General features: G+C 70.0%; 34 protein-coding genes and 2 tRNA genes. All 36 read left to right on the forward strand.

What is annotated here, in order from left to right:
* A partial coding sequence (locus tag DEIGR_RS20990) for a hypothetical protein (protein ID WP_160329976.1) occupies positions 1-226 on the forward strand: 226 nt, incomplete at its 5' end.
* Positions 223-432 carry a LuxR C-terminal-related transcriptional regulator gene (locus DEIGR_RS20995; RefSeq protein WP_160329977.1) on the forward strand — a complete coding sequence of 70 codons (210 nt, stop codon included), beginning with the start codon at positions 223-225 and terminating at the stop codon, positions 430-432. The genes DEIGR_RS20990 and DEIGR_RS20995, both read left to right, overlap by 4 nt.
* Positions 429-857 (forward strand): hypothetical protein, encoded by a 429-nt coding sequence (locus DEIGR_RS18815; RefSeq protein ID WP_058979989.1) that lies wholly within the window; start codon positions 429-431, stop codon positions 855-857. The genes DEIGR_RS20995 and DEIGR_RS18815 overlap by 4 nt, the downstream gene beginning before the upstream one ends.
* Positions 844-1116 (forward strand): hypothetical protein, encoded by a 273-nt coding sequence (locus DEIGR_RS18820; RefSeq protein ID WP_058979991.1) that lies wholly within the window; start codon positions 844-846, stop codon positions 1114-1116. Before DEIGR_RS18815 ends, DEIGR_RS18820 begins: the two co-directional genes overlap by 14 nt.
* A complete protein-coding gene (locus DEIGR_RS18825; protein WP_058979993.1) occupies positions 1113-1580 on the forward strand; it encodes a hypothetical protein in 468 nt (155 codons plus the stop codon). Before DEIGR_RS18820 ends, DEIGR_RS18825 begins: the two co-directional genes overlap by 4 nt.
* On the forward strand, positions 1573-1968 hold the full coding sequence (locus DEIGR_RS18830) for a hypothetical protein (protein WP_058979996.1): 396 nt from the start codon (positions 1573-1575) through the stop codon (positions 1966-1968). Before DEIGR_RS18825 ends, DEIGR_RS18830 begins: the two co-directional genes overlap by 8 nt.
* Positions 1965-2147, forward strand: coding sequence for a hypothetical protein (locus DEIGR_RS18835; RefSeq protein WP_058979997.1), 183 nt, complete (start codon positions 1965-1967; stop codon positions 2145-2147). The genes DEIGR_RS18830 and DEIGR_RS18835 overlap by 4 nt, the downstream gene beginning before the upstream one ends.
* 76 nt (positions 2148-2223) lie before the next feature.
* Positions 2224-2505 (forward strand): effector-associated domain EAD1-containing protein, encoded by a 282-nt coding sequence (locus DEIGR_RS18840; RefSeq protein WP_058979999.1) that lies wholly within the window; start codon positions 2224-2226, stop codon positions 2503-2505.
* 180 nt (positions 2506-2685) lie between these two features.
* Positions 2686-3093 carry a hypothetical protein gene (locus DEIGR_RS18845; protein ID WP_058980001.1) on the forward strand — a complete coding sequence of 136 codons (408 nt, stop codon included), beginning with the start codon at positions 2686-2688 and terminating at the stop codon, positions 3091-3093.
* Between the two features lie 8 nt (positions 3094-3101).
* On the forward strand, positions 3102-3518 hold the full coding sequence (locus tag DEIGR_RS18850) for a hypothetical protein (protein ID WP_058980003.1): 417 nt from the start codon (positions 3102-3104) through the stop codon (positions 3516-3518).
* The gene (locus DEIGR_RS18855) at positions 3515-3961 is read left to right on the forward strand and encodes a hypothetical protein (RefSeq protein WP_153013972.1); all 447 of its coding nucleotides are present in this window, start codon (positions 3515-3517) and stop codon (positions 3959-3961) included. Before DEIGR_RS18850 ends, DEIGR_RS18855 begins: the two co-directional genes overlap by 4 nt.
* Positions 3958-4668 (forward strand): metallophosphoesterase family protein, encoded by a 711-nt coding sequence (locus DEIGR_RS18860; protein WP_058980008.1) that lies wholly within the window; start codon positions 3958-3960, stop codon positions 4666-4668. The genes DEIGR_RS18855 and DEIGR_RS18860 overlap by 4 nt, the downstream gene beginning before the upstream one ends.
* 14 nt (positions 4669-4682) lie before the next feature.
* Positions 4683-5057: a hypothetical protein gene (locus DEIGR_RS18865; protein WP_058980010.1), complete on the forward strand. Its 375-nt coding sequence runs from the start codon at positions 4683-4685 to the stop codon at positions 5055-5057.
* Complete coding sequence (locus tag DEIGR_RS18870; protein WP_058980012.1) at positions 5057-6199, forward strand: hypothetical protein; 1143 nt, start codon at positions 5057-5059, stop codon at positions 6197-6199. Before DEIGR_RS18865 ends, DEIGR_RS18870 begins: the two co-directional genes overlap by 1 nt.
* A 43-nt stretch (positions 6200-6242) precedes the next feature.
* On the forward strand, positions 6243-6581 hold the full coding sequence (locus DEIGR_RS18875; protein ID WP_153013973.1) for a hypothetical protein: 339 nt from the start codon (positions 6243-6245) through the stop codon (positions 6579-6581).
* Positions 6578-7147, forward strand: coding sequence for a hypothetical protein (locus tag DEIGR_RS18880; RefSeq protein WP_058980015.1), 570 nt, complete (start codon positions 6578-6580; stop codon positions 7145-7147). The genes DEIGR_RS18875 and DEIGR_RS18880 overlap by 4 nt, the downstream gene beginning before the upstream one ends.
* Positions 7144-7398, forward strand: a complete 255-nt coding sequence (locus DEIGR_RS20710; protein ID WP_058980017.1) for a hypothetical protein — start codon at positions 7144-7146, stop codon at positions 7396-7398. Before DEIGR_RS18880 ends, DEIGR_RS20710 begins: the two co-directional genes overlap by 4 nt.
* Complete coding sequence (locus DEIGR_RS18890; RefSeq protein WP_153013974.1) at positions 7388-7903, forward strand: hypothetical protein; 516 nt, start codon at positions 7388-7390, stop codon at positions 7901-7903. Before DEIGR_RS20710 ends, DEIGR_RS18890 begins: the two co-directional genes overlap by 11 nt.
* Complete coding sequence (locus tag DEIGR_RS18895) at positions 7900-8094, forward strand: hypothetical protein (RefSeq protein ID WP_058980021.1); 195 nt, start codon at positions 7900-7902, stop codon at positions 8092-8094. The genes DEIGR_RS18890 and DEIGR_RS18895 overlap by 4 nt, the downstream gene beginning before the upstream one ends.
* Position 8095: 1 nt before the next feature.
* On the forward strand, positions 8096-8425 hold the full coding sequence (locus DEIGR_RS18900; protein ID WP_058980022.1) for a hypothetical protein: 330 nt from the start codon (positions 8096-8098) through the stop codon (positions 8423-8425).
* Between the two features lie 121 nt (positions 8426-8546).
* Positions 8547-8951, forward strand: coding sequence for a hypothetical protein (locus DEIGR_RS18905; protein ID WP_058980023.1), 405 nt, complete (start codon positions 8547-8549; stop codon positions 8949-8951).
* 11 nt (positions 8952-8962) lie between these two features.
* On the forward strand, positions 8963-9208 hold the full coding sequence (locus DEIGR_RS18910) for a hypothetical protein (protein ID WP_153013975.1): 246 nt from the start codon (positions 8963-8965) through the stop codon (positions 9206-9208).
* A 311-nt stretch (positions 9209-9519) separates the two neighbouring features.
* A tRNA-OTHER gene (locus tag DEIGR_RS20715) sits at positions 9520-9625 on the forward strand.
* 61 nt (positions 9626-9686) lie between these two features.
* Positions 9687-9763 (forward strand) — tRNA-Leu (locus DEIGR_RS18915).
* Positions 9764-10045: 282 nt separating this feature from the next.
* Complete coding sequence (locus DEIGR_RS20720) at positions 10046-11008, forward strand: hypothetical protein (RefSeq protein WP_153013976.1); 963 nt, start codon at positions 10046-10048, stop codon at positions 11006-11008.
* Positions 10902-12656 (forward strand): hypothetical protein, encoded by a 1755-nt coding sequence (locus tag DEIGR_RS18925; protein ID WP_058980029.1) that lies wholly within the window; start codon positions 10902-10904, stop codon positions 12654-12656. The genes DEIGR_RS20720 and DEIGR_RS18925 overlap by 107 nt, the downstream gene beginning before the upstream one ends.
* A 138-nt stretch (positions 12657-12794) precedes the next feature.
* Entirely contained in the window at positions 12795-14195 is a 1401-nt protein-coding gene (locus DEIGR_RS18930) for a hypothetical protein (RefSeq protein WP_058980031.1), read from the forward strand.
* Positions 14188-14499 (forward strand): hypothetical protein, encoded by a 312-nt coding sequence (locus tag DEIGR_RS18935; RefSeq protein WP_058980033.1) that lies wholly within the window; start codon positions 14188-14190, stop codon positions 14497-14499. Before DEIGR_RS18930 ends, DEIGR_RS18935 begins: the two co-directional genes overlap by 8 nt.
* A gap of 1 nt (position 14500) precedes the next feature.
* Positions 14501-14725, forward strand: a complete 225-nt coding sequence (locus tag DEIGR_RS18940; protein ID WP_058980036.1) for a hypothetical protein — start codon at positions 14501-14503, stop codon at positions 14723-14725.
* 71 nt (positions 14726-14796) lie between these two features.
* Entirely contained in the window at positions 14797-16251 is a 1455-nt protein-coding gene (locus tag DEIGR_RS21550; protein ID WP_058980037.1) for a S49 family peptidase, read from the forward strand.
* Between the two features lie 46 nt (positions 16252-16297).
* Entirely contained in the window at positions 16298-16645 is a 348-nt protein-coding gene (locus DEIGR_RS18950; protein ID WP_058980039.1) for a hypothetical protein, read from the forward strand.
* Positions 16646-16737: 92 nt separating this feature from the next.
* Positions 16738-17841 (forward strand): phage major capsid protein, encoded by a 1104-nt coding sequence (locus DEIGR_RS18955; RefSeq protein WP_058980041.1) that lies wholly within the window; start codon positions 16738-16740, stop codon positions 17839-17841.
* A 56-nt stretch (positions 17842-17897) separates the two neighbouring features.
* Positions 17898-18422 (forward strand): hypothetical protein, encoded by a 525-nt coding sequence (locus tag DEIGR_RS18960; RefSeq protein ID WP_058980043.1) that lies wholly within the window; start codon positions 17898-17900, stop codon positions 18420-18422.
* Position 18423: 1 nt separating this feature from the next.
* The gene (locus DEIGR_RS18965; protein ID WP_058980045.1) at positions 18424-18855 is read left to right on the forward strand and encodes a hypothetical protein; all 432 of its coding nucleotides are present in this window, start codon (positions 18424-18426) and stop codon (positions 18853-18855) included.
* Positions 18852-19583, forward strand: coding sequence for a hypothetical protein (locus DEIGR_RS18970; protein ID WP_058980047.1), 732 nt, complete (start codon positions 18852-18854; stop codon positions 19581-19583). The genes DEIGR_RS18965 and DEIGR_RS18970 overlap by 4 nt, the downstream gene beginning before the upstream one ends.
* An 11-nt stretch (positions 19584-19594) precedes the next feature.
* A complete protein-coding gene (locus DEIGR_RS18975) occupies positions 19595-19984 on the forward strand; it encodes a hypothetical protein (RefSeq protein WP_153013977.1) in 390 nt (129 codons plus the stop codon).
* Position 19985: the final 1 nt, after the last annotated feature.

Raw genomic sequence — 19985 nt, forward strand, 5'->3', positions numbered from 1 at the left:
CCTCCCCCACGAGATCTACGAGATGGTCGAACAGTGGTTCACTGATCTGACCGCCTTCATTCGCAGCAGGGGGCGCAAGGACTTCACCTGGGAAATTCCCCTGAATCGGCCCTGGCCCCTCCCGGAGCCCACTGTCGTCAGCAAAACCCACCGGATCGTCACGTTCACCCAGGTGGACCTGAAGGCCATGCCGCCGAGCACGGCAAACGAGTGGCCCGCCCGGTGACCGCTGCCCTGACCGAGGCCGAGCGCGCCCTACTCGCCCTGATCGGTCAGGGCCTGAACACGCTGGAGATCAGCCGGACCCTGAACGCCAAGCCGTACACCATCGACCGCCGCACCGCCGCGCTGCGCCGCAAGCTCGGCGCGGCCGACATCGCGCAGTTGCGCGAGATCGCCCAGCGCCACCTGCGCGCCCCAGGAACCCCATGACTGACCCCGTCCGCACCCGCCTGGAAGGCGAACTGCTCAACGCGTACCAGCGCATCAACGAACTCGAAGCCATGCATCGCCTCGCCAGCCACCAGACGTCCCTCCTGAAGCCGCGGCAACCGCGCTGGCCCGTTCGGCTCCTGTGGGGCGGCTGGCCCACCCGCCTGCGCCTCGACCGGATCGGCCGCCCCGGCAACGGCGCCGCCTGGATCGCCCGCTGGAGCGCCGACCAGTGGTACGCCGTCATCCGGTACGTCCGCCTCGGTCCGGTCATTCTCGAGTTCGGCCGCCGTCCCGACCTGGACGCCGCGCGTGAGAAGGAACTCGCACTGTTCCGCCGCCTGCACGGCAGCGCCCGCCCGAACGCCGAGCAGCGCCTCGCGTCCCTCCGGCGGCACCTGGACTGGGTCCGTGATCATCACTGACCGGGTCATTCAGGACGTCCGGATCCGCTGGCTGGAACCCACCGACGCGGCCGCCCTGCGCGCCATCGACCACGTGATCCGCAAGGGCCGCACCAGCCCCGCCGGGCGCACCACCCGCTACACCCTCGGCACCCGCCACGTGCACGTCCTGGACGGCGTGGCCACCAAGGCGTACGTCACCGGGCAGAAGCGCGTCCGGACACTCTCCGCCGCCGCCTGGTTCGAAGGCCGCGAGCGCGCCCACTGGAGAAGAAGATGACCCCAGCACCCACTGACCTGCTTGCCCACATCAGCCTGAAGACCGACGGCAAACGCGGTGAACTTCTCATCGACGGGCAGCCTGCCCGGGGCGCGACACACGTCCACCTCGACGCGCCCGGCGGTGAACTACCCCGCGTGACCGTCACGCAGGTCGCCGGGCACGTCCTGTTCCAGGGCGAGGCCATCATCCGCCGCGTCACGGAGATCTTCGGTCGGCACGGCGCCCAGCTGACCGAGCAGGCGCCGGACACCGACTGGGAACGACGCGCGCAGGCCCTCCTCGCCGACATTCTGCCCGTCATCCGCGACGGCCTCGATAACGCCAACGAGGTCATCGCTGGCCTGAACGTCGCGCTGCCCGGCCTGCCCGAAGGGCACACCGCCAGCTTCCTGTACGTCCTGCACCCGCCCATGGCCAATCAGCCCGCCCAGATCAGCCTGGTCGAGGCCGCCCATGACTGAGCTGACCCTGTTCGCCCTGAGCGTCTACATATGGGGTTTCATCCGCGTGCTGCGCCACCCCGAGCTGCCCCGTTCCGGAGAGCGCATCGCGAAGAGCCTGACCGGCGCGGGCATCGGCGTGGAGGGCCGCGCCCTGCTGCGCGCGCTGAACGCCACGGCCTTCATGACGCCAGTCGTGCTGCTCGCAGAGGCGGGCCTGCGCGTGGCTGGACTGTCCAGCGCCCCCGCCTGGCTCCTGCTGGCGCTGTACGCGCAGTGGGTGTACGCACTGCACGTCACCCCCACCCCAGGCAGGCAGAGTCAGGTGTACACCGTGACGATCGTGCTGCTGAGCGCGGGCCTGCTGGGCGAGATCGTGCAGTTCATCGACCTGATGAGGGCCCAGTGACGTCACAGGTCGGCGCCCAGGCCGACCTCGTCACCATCCTCCGCTGCGGCACCCGCGCCGCCATGACGCCCGCGCAGATCGAGGCGGCCGTCGCCCGGCAGGTCGCCAGCAGTCAACGCCTCGCCGGGGAGGACCTGACCCAGGCGGACATCCTGCGGATCCTGCGAGGCCCCAGGTGACCCGCGCCCTCCTCCGCGCCCTGCTGGCCCGCCTCAACCGCCGCCCCACCCGCACACCCGCATCCCGGAGGCGCTGATGACGACCGACCAGGAACTGAACGCCCGCCGCGACCTCGTCGCCTACCTCGCCGCTGCGCATCCCACCCTCAGCGACATGCGCGCCATCTGGACCGCCGCCGGGGGGCACGTCAGCGACATGCCGGACGTCGGCGATAGCCCCATCTCCCGCTGGTGGACCGTGCTGACCCGCGTCGAAGCTGGGCGCCTCCACCCTGAGCGGTTCGCGCAGGCCATCCATGACGCCCACCCCGGCGACCCGACAGCCGCACTCGACACGCTGGGCTGGTGTGCCCGTTGACCGCCCCCACTGCCGCCTGCCTCATCTGCGGGACGTCCATTCCCGCGCGGCCCTCCGGGCGTGACCTGCGCGCCCGCCTGTGCCACCCGTGCCTCACCGCCCCCGGCCTGCGCACCCATCCCCGGTACAGGGCGTTGAGCGGTTCGGTCAACGCCCTGTACGAACCCATCGAGGACCCCCATGAACGACCCGCAAGCGAATGAATTCTGGCAGGCCGTCGACGAAGGTCACCGGCGACTCGGTCGGGGTCCGGACGACCCGGCGCTTCTCGTCATGACGCCCGCCACGCATGCCCACCTGACTCAGCTGGCCGCCGCCCGCTCGATCAACCTCGACAGGATTGAGGTGGAGACCGATCCCGCCGCCCCTGCGGACGGCGTGATGATCGTCACGCACCGGCAGATGAAGGCGTACCGCGCGGCCCGCAGCCGGGGCGCCGCCCCTGCCCTCGCCTGCTACGAAGGTGCGTTCCGGCAGGCCGTTCCCAACGCCCCTGATCACGATTGGACGCTCGTGGGCACGCCGACAGAGCCTACCGAGCCCAGCGCCATCCGCCCGTCCCGCCGCCGCTTTCCCATCCCCCGCTGAGGACCCCCATGCTGAACCTCGACCCGCGCCCGCTGTTCGCCCGCTGGCAGGCCCGCCGCGCCCTGGCCCGCATCAGCCCATACCACCGCGTCCTGCACGCCCTGGCGACCGGCTGCACGTACCCGCCCAGCATCGCCGCGCTGTACCGCCTGACCCTCACCGAGGTGGACGACGAGCTGCGCGCCCTGGAAATCCAGGGACTCGTTCGGCCCCAGCGGTCCCGCCCGGGCGCGCTGGTCGCCACCTGCACCCGGTACGTCCTCACGGGCACCGGTGACCGGCACGCGGCGTACGCCCTCCTGCCGGACCTCGCGCCCGGCACGCCCGTCGGCTGGCAGGGCGAGCACCTGTGCATCAAGCCCGGTCAGCACCCGCTGCCCGTCGCGCAGTTCACGCCCCTCGCCGCCCTGCTGGAGCGCGCGTGACGGTCGCCAGACCCCCGTCGGCACAGCGCCTGCCGTGGCTGCTCACGCCCCCACGCGTGGGTGAGCAGCCGCCGGCGGACCTCGACACGCCGTTCACGGTCCAGGCGGGCCTCGTGGTCGTCACCGGCACGATCACGTTCACGCTGCTGCCCGGCATGACCTGGCCCGGCACCCAGCAGATTCCGGAGGCCATCGCCAGCCGCGCCCTGAGTGGCGGCCTGCTGTTCCTGGCGGGCACGTCCCTCACCGCCCCCACCAGCGAGGACCTGCGCCGCGCGCTCACTCCGCTTATCGTGCACTTCCTGCAGGCCGTCCCCACGCGCGACGCCCACCGCGTCCTGGCCGCACTGACCGGCGTGACGGTCGAGAGCGCCGTCGACTTCGGCATCCTCTTCAACGTCAGCCGCGAGACGGGCGGCCGCGCCCTCCGGAGTACTCCATGACCCACCCTGAACCTGCCCGCACTGACGTCAGTGCGCCCGCCCCCCTGACCGCCCCGATCGCCATCGGCGACGTGCACGGCTGCCTCGTGGAACTCGACGAGCTGCTCGAGCAACTCCCCCCAGACCGCCACCTCGTGTTCCTCGGGGACTACGTGGACCGGGGGCCGGACAGTCGCGGCGTCCTGGCCCGCGTCCGCGCGCTCGTCGAAGCGGGCCGCGCCACGGCCCTGCTCGGCAATCACGACGAGATGATGATCAACAGCCTCCTGAACGCCGACGAGGGCGCCCGCGAGATCTGGCTGCGCAACGGCGGCCAGGCCACCCTCGACAACTACACCAGTGAAGCCGAGGCGGCCCAGGACGCCCTGTGGATGCAGGAGCACCTGCACCCGCACGTCACCATCGGCCCGGTCCTGTTCAGCCACGCCATGCGCCCCGACCCGACCGGCCAGGACGTCCACGCGCACCTCTGGGGCCGCCCCAACACCGCCGACACACCCTTCTACCCACTGCCCGAAGGCGTGACGCACAGCGTGCACGGGCACACACCCATGATGTACGGCCCCACCTGCCTGCAACCCAACGACGGGACCGTCGCCGTGTTCATCGACACCGGCTGCGTGTTCGGCCGGACCCTCACCGCGATCGACACCGCCACCTGGGCGGCCCTGAGCGTCCCCGCCCGGCCCGCCACCCCCACCCCCTGAAAGGACCCAGCGCCATGTCCCGTACCAGCTGCCCCGCCATCCGCGCGCGCGTCGAGCAGTACCTGCGCGGCCACCGCACCGTCCACCCGACCGCCGTCGCCACCGCCCTGAAGATCACCCGGGACGAGGCCGCCATCGCCCTGAACGACCTGCGCCGCGCCGGACAGGCCCGCCGGTTCATCCTGTTCAGCCACGCCACCGACCGCCCCGAAAAAGTCGAGGAGCCCGGCCGTACACCCAGCGCGATCATGCAGCGCCTCGAGTACGCCCACTGGGACCCCGAGACCTTCCACGCGAACGCCGCGGCCGACATCCGCGCCCTCCTCATCCGCTGCGGCTTCCCACCCAACGACGCCCCGCTGGAACGCCCCGGTGTAGACTCACCGTGATGCCCAGCGACCCGCCCACCGCCCCCGCGCCGCCGCTGGACGACAGCGCCGCCCAGCTCATCATCGAAGAGCAACGCGGCCGCCCCAGCTACCGCACCCTCCTGCAACTCGCGCACCAGGGCTGGGACGCCCGCGCCGCCAGTCGCGACGCAGACGAGTCCCTCGCGTGGTTCGACGAGGCCACCCCCGAGAACGACCCGGGCCGCGCGCGCGCCCAGCAGGCCGCCGAGCAGGCCAGCGCCACCCTCACCGACCTGAACCTCCAGGCGGCCGCGCACGCCCGCCGCATGATCCGCGCCCTGAACGTCCCCCGCCCGCACGTCGACCCGCTCGTCCGGCGCCTCCTCCAGACCGCCGAGCACGAAATCACCCTCCGGCCCCTCCGCGCCGCCCAGCGCCGCCCCGCCCCCGGCGACGCCGTCAGCGCCCGACCCACCGCGCCCACCCTCACCGTCGAAGAAGCCCACATCGTGCAACTCCAGCGGCAGGAGCAGAACGCCGTCGCCGCCGCGTTCCTCCGCCCCCGCGAGCGCGACAGTCACCTCGGCACGACCGCCGACCCGGACACCACCACCCTGCTCGAAGCGGAACAGGACCGCCACCGGCACGCCCTCCTCGCCGCCCGGTACATCCTCACCGGCCCCGAAAGCCTCGCCCGGCACCACGCGCAACTCGCCAGCGACGCCGAGGACACCTACCAGACCATCAGCCGCGCCATCAACCGCGCCCGCCTCCACAACCGCGAAGGGCTCATGTTCCAGGACGGCGACCGCTGGACCGCCCGCCTCCCCGACCACGACGACCCCGACCAGGCCCGCCCCGCCCCATTCGCATTCCACCTCGACCTCCGCTGGGCCACCGGCGGCCTCGCCCTGCAGGTGGAACCCGGCAGCGCCGCGCACCTCGAACGCACCACCGGCATCCGCGTCGGGCAGGGCTGGGCCAGCCTCGCCCGCTGGATTCACGACGAGCACGCCCGGCAGCAGGAGAGTGGCGGAGGCAGCGGCCGCCGCGCCCCCCTCGACCAGCTCATCTGGCGCGAGAACGACGGACACCTGCGCCTGCGCACCGGCCTCGACCGCGAGTACCCAGGCCTGATCGCCGCGCTCGAAGCGCTCCGCGTCACCCTCCGCCCCGCCTGACCCACCCCAGGCGCACTGACGCCAGTGCGCTCACAGGAGTCCCATGACCCAGCCCGCCAGGATCCACGTGCACGCCACCCTCCACCTCGAAGTCCGCTCTCGCGGTCCCCGCCCTGGCCAGCCGCACCGTGAGCAGCGCGTGTACACCAACACGGTCCCCGCAGACCCCACCCAGCCCGAGCCCTGCATCCTCCACATGGAGCGCCAGGTGCAGCACGCCGGCGGAATCAGCCTCAGCACCTGGACGTGGACGCCGGAAAGCTACGATCTCGACGCCCGCACCAGCACCTTCCGCGAGAGCCTGAAAGCCAGCGACAAACTGCTCGAACACCTGGAGCACTTCGGCTGGACCCGCCGCCCCGACCTGGAGGGACCCGCGTGAAAGACCAGATCATCCGTGAAGCCCACGCCACGCTCCTGCTCATGCTGCGCGGCGCCGCCCTCGTGCGCACCGGAAATGCTGTGTGGCTTCTCCAGGGCGAGACCCGCTCCAGCGTGTTCATCCGCACGTACCGCGCCATGCGGGAACACCAGTGGATCAGCAACGCCCAGCTCAGCCGGGACGTCAAAGACGCCGAGCACTGCACCCTCACCCCCGAGGGCCGCGCCGTCGCCCAGGCCGCCCACGAAGCCGAGTACCGCGACCAGCTGGGCCTGCCTGCCCTGCGCACTGCCGACCGGGGCGGCACGCACCTGCCCGTGCTGATCGTCCGCCCCCACGACTTCAAGGGCCTGCTGGAGTACAGCTACTCCCTGCCCACCGGGAAGATCATCGGCAAGCGCTGGAAACGCTGCCTGCTGCGCTACCAGGACAACCCCGCCGAGGTCGCCGACCTGAAGAACTGGGTGATCGGCGAGTACTCCCGCCTGTCTCCCGACCACCCCGGCGAGATCGACATCACCTGGTACGCACCGGAGTACGAAGCGGCGCCGGTAGCCCCGCGATGACGGCCGTCACCTTCAACTTCGACGAGCCCAGCCTGCACGCCCTGCACGCCATGAGCCGCCCCGGCGCACCTGAACCCCTGGCTGAGACCGTCACGGACTCCCTCTTGATCCTGCGCACCCTGCAAGGCCTCGTGGCGCAGGGCTTCACCGATCTGATCGTCCGCCTCCCCAGGACTGGCCAGGAACGTCAGATCATCGCCCCCGGCCTCACCCGCATCGCCCAGCGAAGAGGACCCCCACATGACTACTGATCACGCCGCCCCAGTTGTGTCCGAAACCGACGCCATCCACACGCACTTCGGCCTCTCGTACGCCACGCACCTCGTCATGCCCCGCACAATCCTGCAGAGCATGCCCGACTGGTGGCAGCAGGACTTCGTTCGGCTCCTGCACCTCTACGACCACGCGTGCAGTGGCCTCCCGGAAAACATGCAGGACGTGAACTACCGCGTGCAGACCGGTGAGTGGCGCGAGCCGTGGCAGGTGGACGACGACACCCTCAAACGCCTCGGCTGGAGCTACGGCGACGAGGACGACACGGACGCCACCGCAGATCCGCAGGACGAGGAAGACCCTGACGAACCGCTCCGCACCGTCATCTACGACCCGGAAGGCAACGAGCACAGCATCGACACCGACTGCGTGTTCGTGCCCAACCGCGAAGACCCTATCCCGTACTACTGGCGCGGCCGGACCCGCCTCCCCCTCGCCCCCATCAGTCGCACTGACGTCAGTGCGACTGAGGACGACGCATGACCGACCAGGAGCGCATCGCCAAACTCGAAGAGGAGAACGCCCTACTCCGCCGCAAAGTCGAGAGCCTGGAGCAATGGGCCATGAAGATCGGCCCGATCCTCAACCGCCTTCAGGACGTCGCCAAAGACCAGAACAGCCCATACGCCAACCTGTTCAGCGGCCTGCGGAACCTGAACGGGCGGAAGTCCTGACATGACCGCTGAACCCCGATACGTCATCACCCCACAACCGTCTGGGGAGCTTCACGTGCAGGACCGCATCGCCGAGCATGCCGTCGCGATCTACCCGCCCAGCCCGGAGTACCCCGGCATTCCCACAGCTCAACAACTCGCTGAGCATCTTGCCGAGCGACTCAACCACCTTGACAAGCAGGAGCAGCAGCGGCAGGCCTACGTCGCTGCTGTCCAGCCGTGGCTGAATCAACTCTCCGTGTCCGACCTGGAAGACTTCGCCAGAGCCCTCCAGAAAAGCGGCCCCAGTGCCACATTCCGGGACGTCTGCTACACCCAATTTCGAGACTGAATGAGAGTGCCCGGCCTGAGCGTTGACAATTCCGTCAGAATACCGCACAATCTCTTTACTATCGACTTCGTGTCTTGAAACCAACCCACCCAGAAGCCCCCGCACCGCCGGGGGTTTTCTCGTGTCAGGAGGCTGCATCATCCCCAAGAAAGCCGCCCGCCCCCGCCCCTGGCACGACAGCGCCCGCACCCTCACCCCGGACGCGTTCTACCTCCAGCTGCGTACGTGGCCCGACCAGCTGCTCACCGACCGGCAAACCGACGCCGAGCACCTCCCCGAAGACCACCAGGCGTACCTGCGCGCTGAACACGAGTACCGGCAGCGCAACGCCCACCGTGACCCGTGGAGCACCGTGTCCACCCTGTACAGCCTGCAGGCCTGGACCACGCACCTGAAGACCTGGACGCGCAGCCGCCTCCAGCAGGCCCAGGCGCACGCCAGCAAACTCCCACCCGAGTACGCCGCCGCCCTGACAGAGCAGTACCAGTTCCGCCGCGACCGCTGGTGGATCAAAGACACCGACTGACCGAGGTGCCCGTGAGCAACATCCCGTTCGACCCACCCCGACCCAGCAGTCCCGCCCCCGACCTTACCGGCGACCGGGACCTGGAAATCTGGAACGCCGTCATGTGGGCCTACCACGGTGGACATATCACCCCCGCGCAGGGCAGCGTCGCCATGCAGATCCCCACCGCGCAGTTCCCGCGCTCCTACACGGTCTGGCACCGTCAGATGATTGGTGGCGACCCACAAGGACCCGAGCGTCAGCAGCAACGCCGCTGATCCCCTCCCGCTGGAATGGTTCGCGCCAGCACCCGTGTCCGCAAGGCGCACGGCGAGAGACGACCCGCAACGGCAACCGGCCGGTGCCGCTGCGCGCCGAGGAGAGGGCCACGCCACATCGAGGGCGTCCGCCTCGGCTCAATTTCCAGAGGACCCACGCGTCCCCTGGGTTCTGACTGCCCAGCGTCGCGCCTGGGCAGCTGTCAACGGTCCACCTGAACCCGCGTAGCGCATCAGGGAGGGGCAAGTGCCCCGCAGCAGACCCCCAACCGGGTGCGCCCATGGCGCGGGGGGAAGAAAGCCTGGCCAGTGAGACGGTGAACGAACTGGCAGAGTTGGCTGTGAGAGGACCTGATCAGTCCTGCAATCTCATCGCTTGCCCGCAAGGGCGTGCGGGTTCGAGTCCCGCCCGTCTCACCCGAGACTCCTGCCACGCGCAGGCAGTCGATCCGGGCACGGCCCCCACCGTGCCCAGCCTGTCTCTCTAGCCCAACCGGCAGAGGCAGCCGCCTCAAACGCGGCCCAGTGTGGGTTCGACCCCCACGAGAGACACCAGACGCCGTACACTGACAGCACCGGTACAGGGGCGCAGCGGTGCCGCAAACACCCGCGACCATGCCGCGACCACACATCCGGCATCCCCCAGCGCCCCCGCCATAGCGCGGGGGTTTCACATTCCACGCCGTCCCAGACGCGATATCGGAATCCCGATATCGGTCCGATATGGGAATCCCCATATCGCCAGCACGTCCCTGGGAATTCCCATGGACCCCCCAGCAAACCCACCCGCACTGACGTCAGTGCGCCCCCACCACATCACCCCAGGAGGTGACCCGCGTGCCCACACCCAAAAAACCCAAGGCCAAAGCCCGGGCCGCCAAGGCCCCCACCACACCAGAACCGCAGAAGCCGGGCACAGCCCAGCCCGCACCCAAGACCCCCAAGACCCGCACCGCCGAGTACCTCGCCAAGACCCGCAGCAAGCCGCAGGTCACGAACGGCGGGAACCCCTTGCAGAATGCTCAGGTGCAGGAACCCCTTGCAGAATCTGGGGAGCGGCAGCGGAAGCCGAGGGAGCCGGAGCGGATCTGTGGGGCGGAGGGGAAGCGGGGTGCTGGGCCGTGCCGTCATCCGGCGGGCTTCCGGACGGATCACAAGGGTTCGGGGCGGTGTTACCTGCATGGTGGGTTGACGCCGGCGCCGACGGGGCGGTACTCGTCGGTTGAGCGGCCGCGCGTGCGGGAGTTGCTGGAGCGGTTCGAGTCTGATCCGGATCCGTTGAACCTGCTGGCTGAGGTGCAGCTGTTGCGGGCGCTGCTGCTGGACTTCATCAACCGGTTCGATGAGCAGGACCGCATGTTGACCCGCTGGAACATGAGCTTCGAGAAGTCGTTTCAGTCGGACTGGGCGGATTGGTGGCGCACGATGCGTGCGGACGCCCTGGAGCGCGAGGATGACCTGAGTGCGGAGTTGGTGGAGCGCATGCCGGATCCGATGAATTACCTGCCGAGTAAGCCGCTGCGCATGGCGGACATCACGGATGTGTCGCGCCTGATCAAGGAAGTCGGGGCGATGGTGGACCGGATCCGGAAGGGTCAGCAGGAGAGCACGTTCAGCATGGACGTCATCAATCGCCTGTGGGTGTTGATGGGTGGTCACGTGACGGACGCAGCGATGGAGGTGATTGAGAACGATGACATTCGGAGCGCTCTCCTCACCGCCGTGGAAAGCCGGTGGGGAACGATCAGCCTCGCAGAACTCGCCAGCCGCCGCGCTGAGGCAGGCGCGGAAGCAGGCTGAGCGGTTCACGCAGTACCAGACGAACCCCCTGGGGTACCTGCAGGACATCCTGAACATTCACCCGTGGAAGGGCCGGAACGGGAAGCGCGGGCAGTACGAGCTGGTCCAGGACATCGGTGAGAGTGTGCGCCGCCAGCTGGAAGGGGACGAGTATGCCCCGAAGATCTTCCGGGTGGACAGCGCGCACGGCGTCGGGAAGACGTACATCGGCGCGGGTCTCGTGAACTGGTTCTTCGATGCGTTCACGCCGGGCATCACGATCACCACGGCGCCCACGAAGGACCAAGTGGAACTGCTGCTCTGGAAGGACATCAAGAGCCAGCGCAAAGGCCGCGGCCTGCCGGGGCGCGTCCTGCCGGAAACGCCCCGCATGGTGAAGGCCGAGAATCACTGGGCGATCGGCCGCACGACCAGCGACGCGGGCGGTCAGGGTACGGCGCGCGCGCAGGGGCAACACGCGAAATTCATGTTCTTCGTGGTGGACGAAGCGGAAGGCGTTCCGGCGTACCAGTTCGACGCGATCAACGCCATGATGACCGGCGGCGTCGTGATGATCTGGCTGCTGATCGCCAACCCGCAGACCCGCACGAGCGCGTTCCACAAGCTCGGGAAGCAACCGGGCGTGCAGAACTACCAGTTCAGCCTGCTGGACTTCCCGAACGTCGTCGAGGGCGTGGATGTCGTGCCGGGCGGCACGAGCCGCGCGTGGTTGAACAAGATGGTCGCCAAGCACTGCGATCCGGTACTCGCGCACGACCCGGACCGCCTGACGTTCCAATTGGACTGGGACGTGCTGGTGGAAGGAGAGGACACGGTCTTCCCGGCCGGGATGATCTTCGCGCCGAACGCGGAGTTTCAGTTCCGTGCGCTGGGCGTCCCACCTGCCGCGAACGCCGGGGACGCCATGATCAGCACGGCCCGGTTCGAGCAGGCCGTCGCGCGAGTGCCGGATCCGGAAGCGGACCGGCACATGGCGCAGATTGGCGTGGACGCCGCGCGGTTCGGGTCGGACGCCGGGAACGTCTGGCTGTACCACGGGCGGGTGCTGACGCGCGAAGCGGAACTGCGGCAGGTGGACGACTTCATGTACGCCGCCGAGATGAAACGCGCCGCGTTGAAAGCCATCCGCGCCGGTGCGAAGACCGTCAGTTTCCGTGTGGACGGCACTGGCGGGTACGGCGGCGGGAAGATCGACATTGCCAAGGCGGACGCGGAACTTCACGAGGCCGCGCAGGCCGCCGGGTGCACCCTCGTCTTCCACGAGGTGCAGTTCAATCACGTCCCGCACGACCCTGAACGGTACTACGACCGCGCGACGGAACTGTACGGCACCAGCAACGACCAGCTGCTCGTCGCCAGTATCCCCAACCCGCCCGAGCACCTGCAGGCTGACCTGACCGAGCGCCGCACGCGGTTCATGGCGAAGAACGCCGGTGAGCACCGCCGCATCGTCCGGAAACTTGAAAGCAAGGACGATTTCAAGGCCCGCGTCCGGCCCGCCCGCAGCCCCGACGACGGGGACGGCGCGGCCCTCAGCCTCGCGGACGAAGTGATCTTCACGCCGCCCCCGCAGGACACCCCGCAGGTCACGCTCAGCGACCTGAGTAACATCCGCAACGCCTTCAACCGCCGCCTGAAAGGAAGGTGATGACCTATCGGACTTCTCGATTCCGCCCGCCGCGCGTGGCAGTTCCTGAACACTCCCGTTCAGCACCTCCTGCCGCGCCGGTCTCGCGCCAGTCCCGTCCACCCGGCGGCCCGCGCGGCCGTCACGCCCAGCTGGGGCATGGGCACCCTCACGGCCGGACTGCGCGCCACGCGCCGCCTCGGCACGCAGCAGTCCGCGGAGAGTGCCGACACCCTCGACCGGCTCGCCACGACGTACCTCGGGTACCCGAGCGACACCCGCGCCCGCATCAGCGGCGTGCTCCGCATGCTGCTGCAGAGCGACGAGGACGTCAGCGGCACCGCTAGTGACTACCTCGCGATCGTCAACCCCGGCCACACCATCGAGTTCACCGGCACGAAAGGCGCCGTCAAGGCCGCCCGGGCTGAACTGGACACCTGGGCCGCGACGATCTTCCCGGAAGGTGGCGGGCTCGACGGGCTGATCAACAACCAGATCCTCGAACTGCTCGCCAGTCCGGCCAGCAGCGTCGAGTGGCCCACCGATGAGCGCCGAAGTGGCGTGATCGGCGCGGTGATCGTCCCCGCCGAGCGCGTCCGCGTGGGCTTCAGCCCGGACGGGCAGCGGACGTTCACGCAGGTGGGCGTCGGACCCAAACCCATCCCGCTCGACCCGGCCACGTACCTGTACGCGCCACTGATCACCATGGGCGGCGACCCGCACGGCGTGCCGATGTTCCTCGCGAGCCTCAAGGCCCTCGACCGGAAGAACCGCCTCACGGAGAACGTCGACCGCGTCATCGACCTCATGCGGCAGATCGCGCTCGTCGGCGTGGAACTCCCCATTCCCAGCCCGCAGGACCTGGGCCTCGACGACGCGAAAGACCCCCGGTACCAGGACCTGAAAGCCGAGTACGCCGAGCAGGCGGCCGACATGATCCTCGGCCTGGCCGACAAGGGCCTGTTCGTCGGGCCTGAAGGCACGAAGTTCACGATCAACAACATCAGCCACAGCCTGGCCGGGCTGCAGGACATCGTGGGCGAGAACAACCGCCGGGTGTGGAGCGGGCTGAGCACCCTGGGGTTCCTGCGGGGGCACATGGACAGCACCACCGAGGCGCTGGCGAAGGTCGTGTACCCGATGATCGAGGCGCGCGCTACGAACATCCAGGCCGTCCTGGCCCGTCAGCTGGAGTTCGGCCTGAACCTCCACCTGCGCCTGCGCGGCATTCGCGCCGTGGCGTACGTGAAGTTCGCCCAGGCCGACAGCGCCTTCGCGCAGGCCGAAGCGGAAAGCTACAAGACCCGGATGGAAGCCCACCAGATCGGTAAGAGCATTGCCGGGAAAGCGTACGCGCGCCGCTTCGCGGACGAACTCGACCTCGCCGACGACGAGGACGAGCACGCCCCCGCCTGGGCAGAGGGCTGGACCGGGGGAGGGGAGACCCCCACCGCCCCGCCAGCCCCACCGCCCACCGCCGCGCAGGTCACCGCGCGGTCCGCCTACGACCCCCGCGCCCGGCGGTACGTGCACGCCCCCACAGGAGACCCGCATGCCTGAACCCACCGCACCCCAGCACACCCCGTACACCGGGCCGCTCCCCATCAGCATCGAGGACTACCTGGACGGCGACCACCGCCGCCACCTGAAAGTGCGCCGCGCCACCCCGGACACAGACGAGCAGTCCCCGGTGGTCGCCAGCCACACGTACTACGCGTTCCTCATCAGCGAGGAAGGGTGGGCGCTCGCCACGCACCGCACCGGCGGCACCAGCGCGGCCGGCGCCATCCGCGCCATGCAGAAGCGCGGCCCCATCAAGCACGTGCAGCCGCGCCTGAACGCCGACGGCACCGCGTTCGTCTGACATGCGCTTCGCCCTCGACCGGCTGCTGCCCGTGACCGGCACCCAGCCCTACGAGCGGAAAGCCCCGCGCGGTCAGGACCCACACGTCCAGCGCGTCGGGCCCGCCCTCACCGAACCCCGGTTCAGTACGGGCTTCGCGTTCATCCCCACCATCGACATCCCCACCATCGACATGCCCGGCGAGGCGAGCGGGCAGCGCGAGCTGCCCGCTTCCACTCCCCCCTGATCCGCTCACGTCCCTGGGAATTCCCATGGACCTGCTGCCGCACCCCGCCCCGCACGCCCACTGGAGGCCTCATGACCGAGAAATCCCGCAGTCCCACCCGCCTCTCCGGCGTCACCGCCCTGATCGCCAACGGCATCTGGGCCATCAAGGGTGACCAGCTCCGCGACATCGTCCGCGGCTTCAGCGCGTACCTGCAGGGCCGCATCGCGGACGCCGACGCCCTCCGCGAGATCCGGGACGCCCGCGACACCCGCGCTGCCGTGACGCAGGACGCTCAGGACCAGGCGCCCAGCGTCGCCCTGATCAGCCTCTACGGCACGATCTTCCCGCGCGGCAGCCTCATGGTCGACTACTGCGGCGCCGTGGACGCCCACACCTTCGCTGCGCGGGTGAACGCCGCCGCCGCTGACCCCAGCGTGCGCAGCATCATCCTCGACATCGACAGTGGGGGCGGCGCCGTCTCCGGAACGGACGTCGCTGCCCAGGCGGTCGCGAACGCCGCGAAGGTCAAGACGGTCACGGCCGTGGCGAACACCATGGCGTGCAGCGCCGCGTACTGGATCGCCAGTCAGGCCACCGAAGTGATCGTCACGCCCGCCGGTGAAGTGGGCAGCATCGGCGTGATCGGCACGCACACCGACCAGACGGCCGCCCTGGAAGGGGAAGGCCTGAAGGTCACGTACGTCCGCAGCACCGACCGCAAGGCCCTCGGGCAGCCTGCCGAGGCGATGGACGGGCCGGTGCTCGAACAGTGGCAGAAGGAAATGGCCGCCATCCACGACCTGTTCGTGCAGGCCATCGCCACCGGACGCGGCGTCACCCTCGCCAAGGCCAGCAGCTGGGCCACCGGCGACGTGTGGTTCGGTGACGCGGCCGTCACCGCCGGACTCGCCGACCGCGTCGCCCTGCTGACCGACATCGTGGCTGAACACCAGCAGGCCGCTACGCCACCCCCCGCCGCCCCCGCACTCCGCCAGGGCCGCAGTGCCAGCGCGGACGACCAGCCCCACCAGGAGGCCCCCGTGAAACTCACCATCAAAGACCGCACCGGCCAGACCCACACCCTCGACACCAGCACCGACGCCGCCCCCACCGACGCCCAGACGCTCGCCAGCACCCTCGAAAGCGGCGCGTACGAAGCGGGCGTCCAGGCCCAGCGGGAACTCGTCGCCGCGGCCCTCGGCGTGAACGTCAACGACCTCACCGCCGACCGCCTCACGCAGATCCGCGCGCAGGCCAGCGACGGCACCCAGTACCGCGACGCGCTTCTCGGCCAGGTCGAACGCCTCGCCACCACCGTCTACGGCGCCGAGAACGCCACCGCCATCGACCGCGCCAAGCGCCTCGCCAGCAAAGCCGACACGGCCGACCTGCCCGGCCTGATCGACGACCTCACGGCCCAGCGGGACGCGAAGTTCCCCGCCGGACGCCAGAGCGCCCCCGACGCCGGTGCAGGCGCCCAGGCGGACACCACCCCCACCGAACCCACCGTGACCGCCCTCCCCACCACCGCGTTCGACTTCTGAACGCCCCCACCCCCCGCCCCCACTCACCACGCACCAGGAGCACACCATGAAACACGGCAACCTCGTCTTCCAGGGTCAGAACGCCTTCCCCACCATGCACGTCGAAGCGGCCGCCATCATCGGCGACTGCGTCACCCACACCGCCGCCGCCACCGCCGGACGCGGCGCGGACGGCAACCCCTTCCTCGGCAAGGTCCTCACCAAGGAAGCCGATGGTGAAGGCACCGTCGCCACCGAAGGCGCGGGCTTCATCGACATCCCCACCGTCGGCACCCTTGCCACCGGCTACCAGCTGCTCGTCGTGGACGGCGCCGGGAAAGCCAAGGTCGGCGCGAACGGCACCCGCGTCCTCGTGAACATCGCCCAGAACGGCATCGCCAACATCAAGTTCTGACCCCGGGCCAGAACACCCCGCCCGCACCCCAGCGCCGCCCCGAGCCACCCGGCCGGAGCGGCGCGCCTCACGCCGCCCAGGAGGGCCCACCCATGACCACCCCCAAGATCCGCAAGATCACCGACCTGACCCTCAACCTCAAGCAGGAAGCCGCCAACGAGCAGCGCACGTTCGCGCAGCACCTGCAGCACCTCGCCGACCACGGGCAGATCAGCAGCGACCTGTACGACCCCAAGCAGCGCAACAGCGCCGGCGCCAGCGTCCCCGCCTGGAAGCAGGTCCTCGTGCGCGGCGCGGGCCTCGAAGCGCAGGGCCGCCACGCCGCCGTGACCGTCACCGACGCGTTCTTCCGCCAGGACGACAACCGCATCCTGTTCCCCCTGTACATCGAGGAACGCTACCGCGAACTGGGCCGCGAGGGCCGCAACAGCCTCACCCTCAGCGACGTCGTCGCCGACACCAGCCCCATCAACGCGAACGTCGTCGCCACGCAGGTCCTGGACTTCAAGGACGACGAGAGCGCCGACCTGTCCCGCATCGCCGAAGGCGCCCAGTACCCCGTGCTGACCATCACGCAGGGTGACGCCGTCGTCCGCCTCTACAAGTACGGCGGTCGCCTCGAAGCGAGCCTGGAAGCCATCCTCGGCAGCAGCCTGAGCACCCTGGACCGCTGGCTCCTGAAGATCCGCCGTCAGGCCGACCGGAACAAGATCCGCCAGGCGCTCGCCGTCCTGAAGAACGGCGACGGGAACAACAACGCCGCGCCGAACATCAACGTCGGCGCGACCCTCGAAGTGGCCGACTTCGTCGCGCTGCTCATGAAAGCCGAGGAGTACGGCGCGGAACCGCTCGTCCTGACCGGCGCCGCCAGCCCCCTCGGGAAGGCCCTGAGCCTGGACATCGTGACCGGCACGAACAGCACCGCCGCGAGCGGCGACTTCCGCGACACCGGCACCTTCCCGACCATCTTCGGCATGCGCCCCAAGCTGCCGCCCCAGCGCAGCGTCCTGGCGGGCGTCGAGCAGCTCATGGCCATCGACCCCAGCGCGGGCCTGACCATGCACTACGACCCCCGCTTCGATCTCGTCCGGTACGAGGACATCATCCGCCGCGACATGCAGGCCGTGCAGATCACCGAGATGCTCGGCTTCAGCAAGCCCGACATGGGCGCCGGCATCACCATGACCCTGGCCTGAGCGCCACCCACCGGGCCCCGCACTGAGCTCAGTGCGGCCCGGACCAGGAGGGCCCCATGGCCACCAAGAAAGACAATGCCGCGCTGCTCGGCGAGAAACTCGGCGTCACCATCAACGCCGACGCCAGCAACCCGAAAGCGGACGTCCTGCAGGGCTGGGCGGACCGCGCCGACACGGACCCCGAGGGCGTCAAACGCGAGATCCTCACCGCTCAGGTCGAAGCGGCCCTCGACGTCGAACTGACCGACGCGACCCTGACCGTGGACACCCTCGCCGGGATCCTCGCGCAGGCCAGTGAAGATCAGGACGCCGCGCGCGCCGCACTCCAGCAGGCGCTGGACGGCCCGCCCGCCAGTGCAGCCGGAGCGGGCAGCCAGGGCGACCCTGACCCCGCACCGACCGAACCGGCAGGGGAGACCGTCACCGTCCGCGTGAACGACATCATCGCCGAGTACGGCGGGACGTTCACGGACCCCGAGCAGCCCGAGGGGCAGCGCGTCATCACTGGTGACGCCCGCGAGGTGCAGCGCACCCACACGGTCCGGCAGGGCCTGCTGACCGGCACGCTCGTCGAGGCGTAACGTGCTCACCGTCACGCCACAGCAGGTGCCGCAGCTCATCCCTGGCGCGCCCGCCGACGTGGCGGACGCACACCTGGGCCTCGCCACGCTCTGGCTCGCGCAGCAGCTCAGTGACCGCCGCGTCAGCGAGGACGCCCTCAGCGACCAGGCGCAGATTGCCGCGCGCACCGCCCTGGCCGCGAAAGCCCTCGAACTGCGCAGCGCCCTCACGGGCGGCGTCACGCGCCTGCAGGTCGCCACGAGCAGCAGCGGCGGCGCGCTGGAGAGCATCAAGCTCCCCGGTCTCGAACTGAAGCTCGGGAAGACCGTCACCGTGGACGGCGCGCAGGCCCACGAGGTCGCCGCCGGAACCTGGGCCGCGCTGGCCGGGCAGCTGCTCGCGCTGGCGCTGCCCAGCCTGCCCCGCCGCGTGTTCCCCGGAGCGGCCCGGTGATCCTGGACCTCCTGAACGCGGCCGCCGAGAAGATCGACGAGGTCGCGCCGATCATCTCGGACGTGCTGGCCAGCAACCTCGCGCAGCCGGTGACGTTCGAGCGGTTCGGGCAGCCACCCGGCCCCCTGCGCGCCCTGATCGCCCAGGAGGAGGACCGCAGCACCGACGCCCCCAAGGTCGACGAGCCCGGCATCAGCAACCGCAGCTTCACCGCCCTGCTGCCGTACCACGAACCCGCACTCACGCCCGGCTGGATCCTCACGGACGCCACCGGCCGCGTGCACGTGCCCGTCGCGCCCATCCTGAACCCGGCCGGGCGGAACCTGTTCCTCGTCGCCCGGGTCGCGCCGCTCGTCGAACGCACCCGCGTGCACGACCTGGTGTTCCAGGTGCCCGGGGTGGGCGTCACCCGCCCGTACGGGGCACTGAACCCCATCCCGGCACCCGCCACGGCCCTACCCGTCCAGGCGCGCCTCGCCGCGACGACCGACCCGAAGATCCGGGACAGCGTCGGCGCGGACGCCGCCGAGGTGGTCCTCGTGGGCCGCTGGGGACCCCTCACCGCACCCACCGGCACCCCGGACGGCCTGCGCTGGGGCCTGAGCGCACCCCTGACCCTGAGCGGCCAGCCCGGCACGCTCACCCTCAAGCTCGCGTGGCCGGACGAGGACCTGCACCGCGAAGCGCAGTTCGGCGCGCGATTCCTCGCCGTGTGGCGCACCCCCTGAAGGAGGCCACCATGACCCCCAAGAAGAAACCCACCGCGGCCCGCACTGACGCCAGTGCGCCCACCGCCGACCACACTGCGGACCTCCTGGCCCGCGTGACCGTCGAGGACACCCCCGACCAGGAGGACGCCGCGACAATCACCGTGGACCGCGTCACCCGCACCGCGCTCGTCCGCGTGAACCCCGACCTCGTGGACGACCAGGCGCGGCACGGGTACCAGCTGCGCGGCGTGGCCCGCCTGATCCTCAGCGGGTACGCCGCGTACAACCGCGACATCAAGCGGAAGTACGGCGAGTGGCCCGACGAACAGAAGGTCCACGACCTCGCCGCGGACGACGCCGAGTACCACCTGCAGGCCCTCCTGCACCAGCTGCACCCCTACCAGCCTCCGGAGGCCTGAG

The sequence above is a fragment of the Deinococcus grandis genome, from assembly GCF_001485435.1.
Classification (GTDB): Bacteria; Deinococcota; Deinococci; order Deinococcales; family Deinococcaceae; genus Deinococcus; species Deinococcus grandis.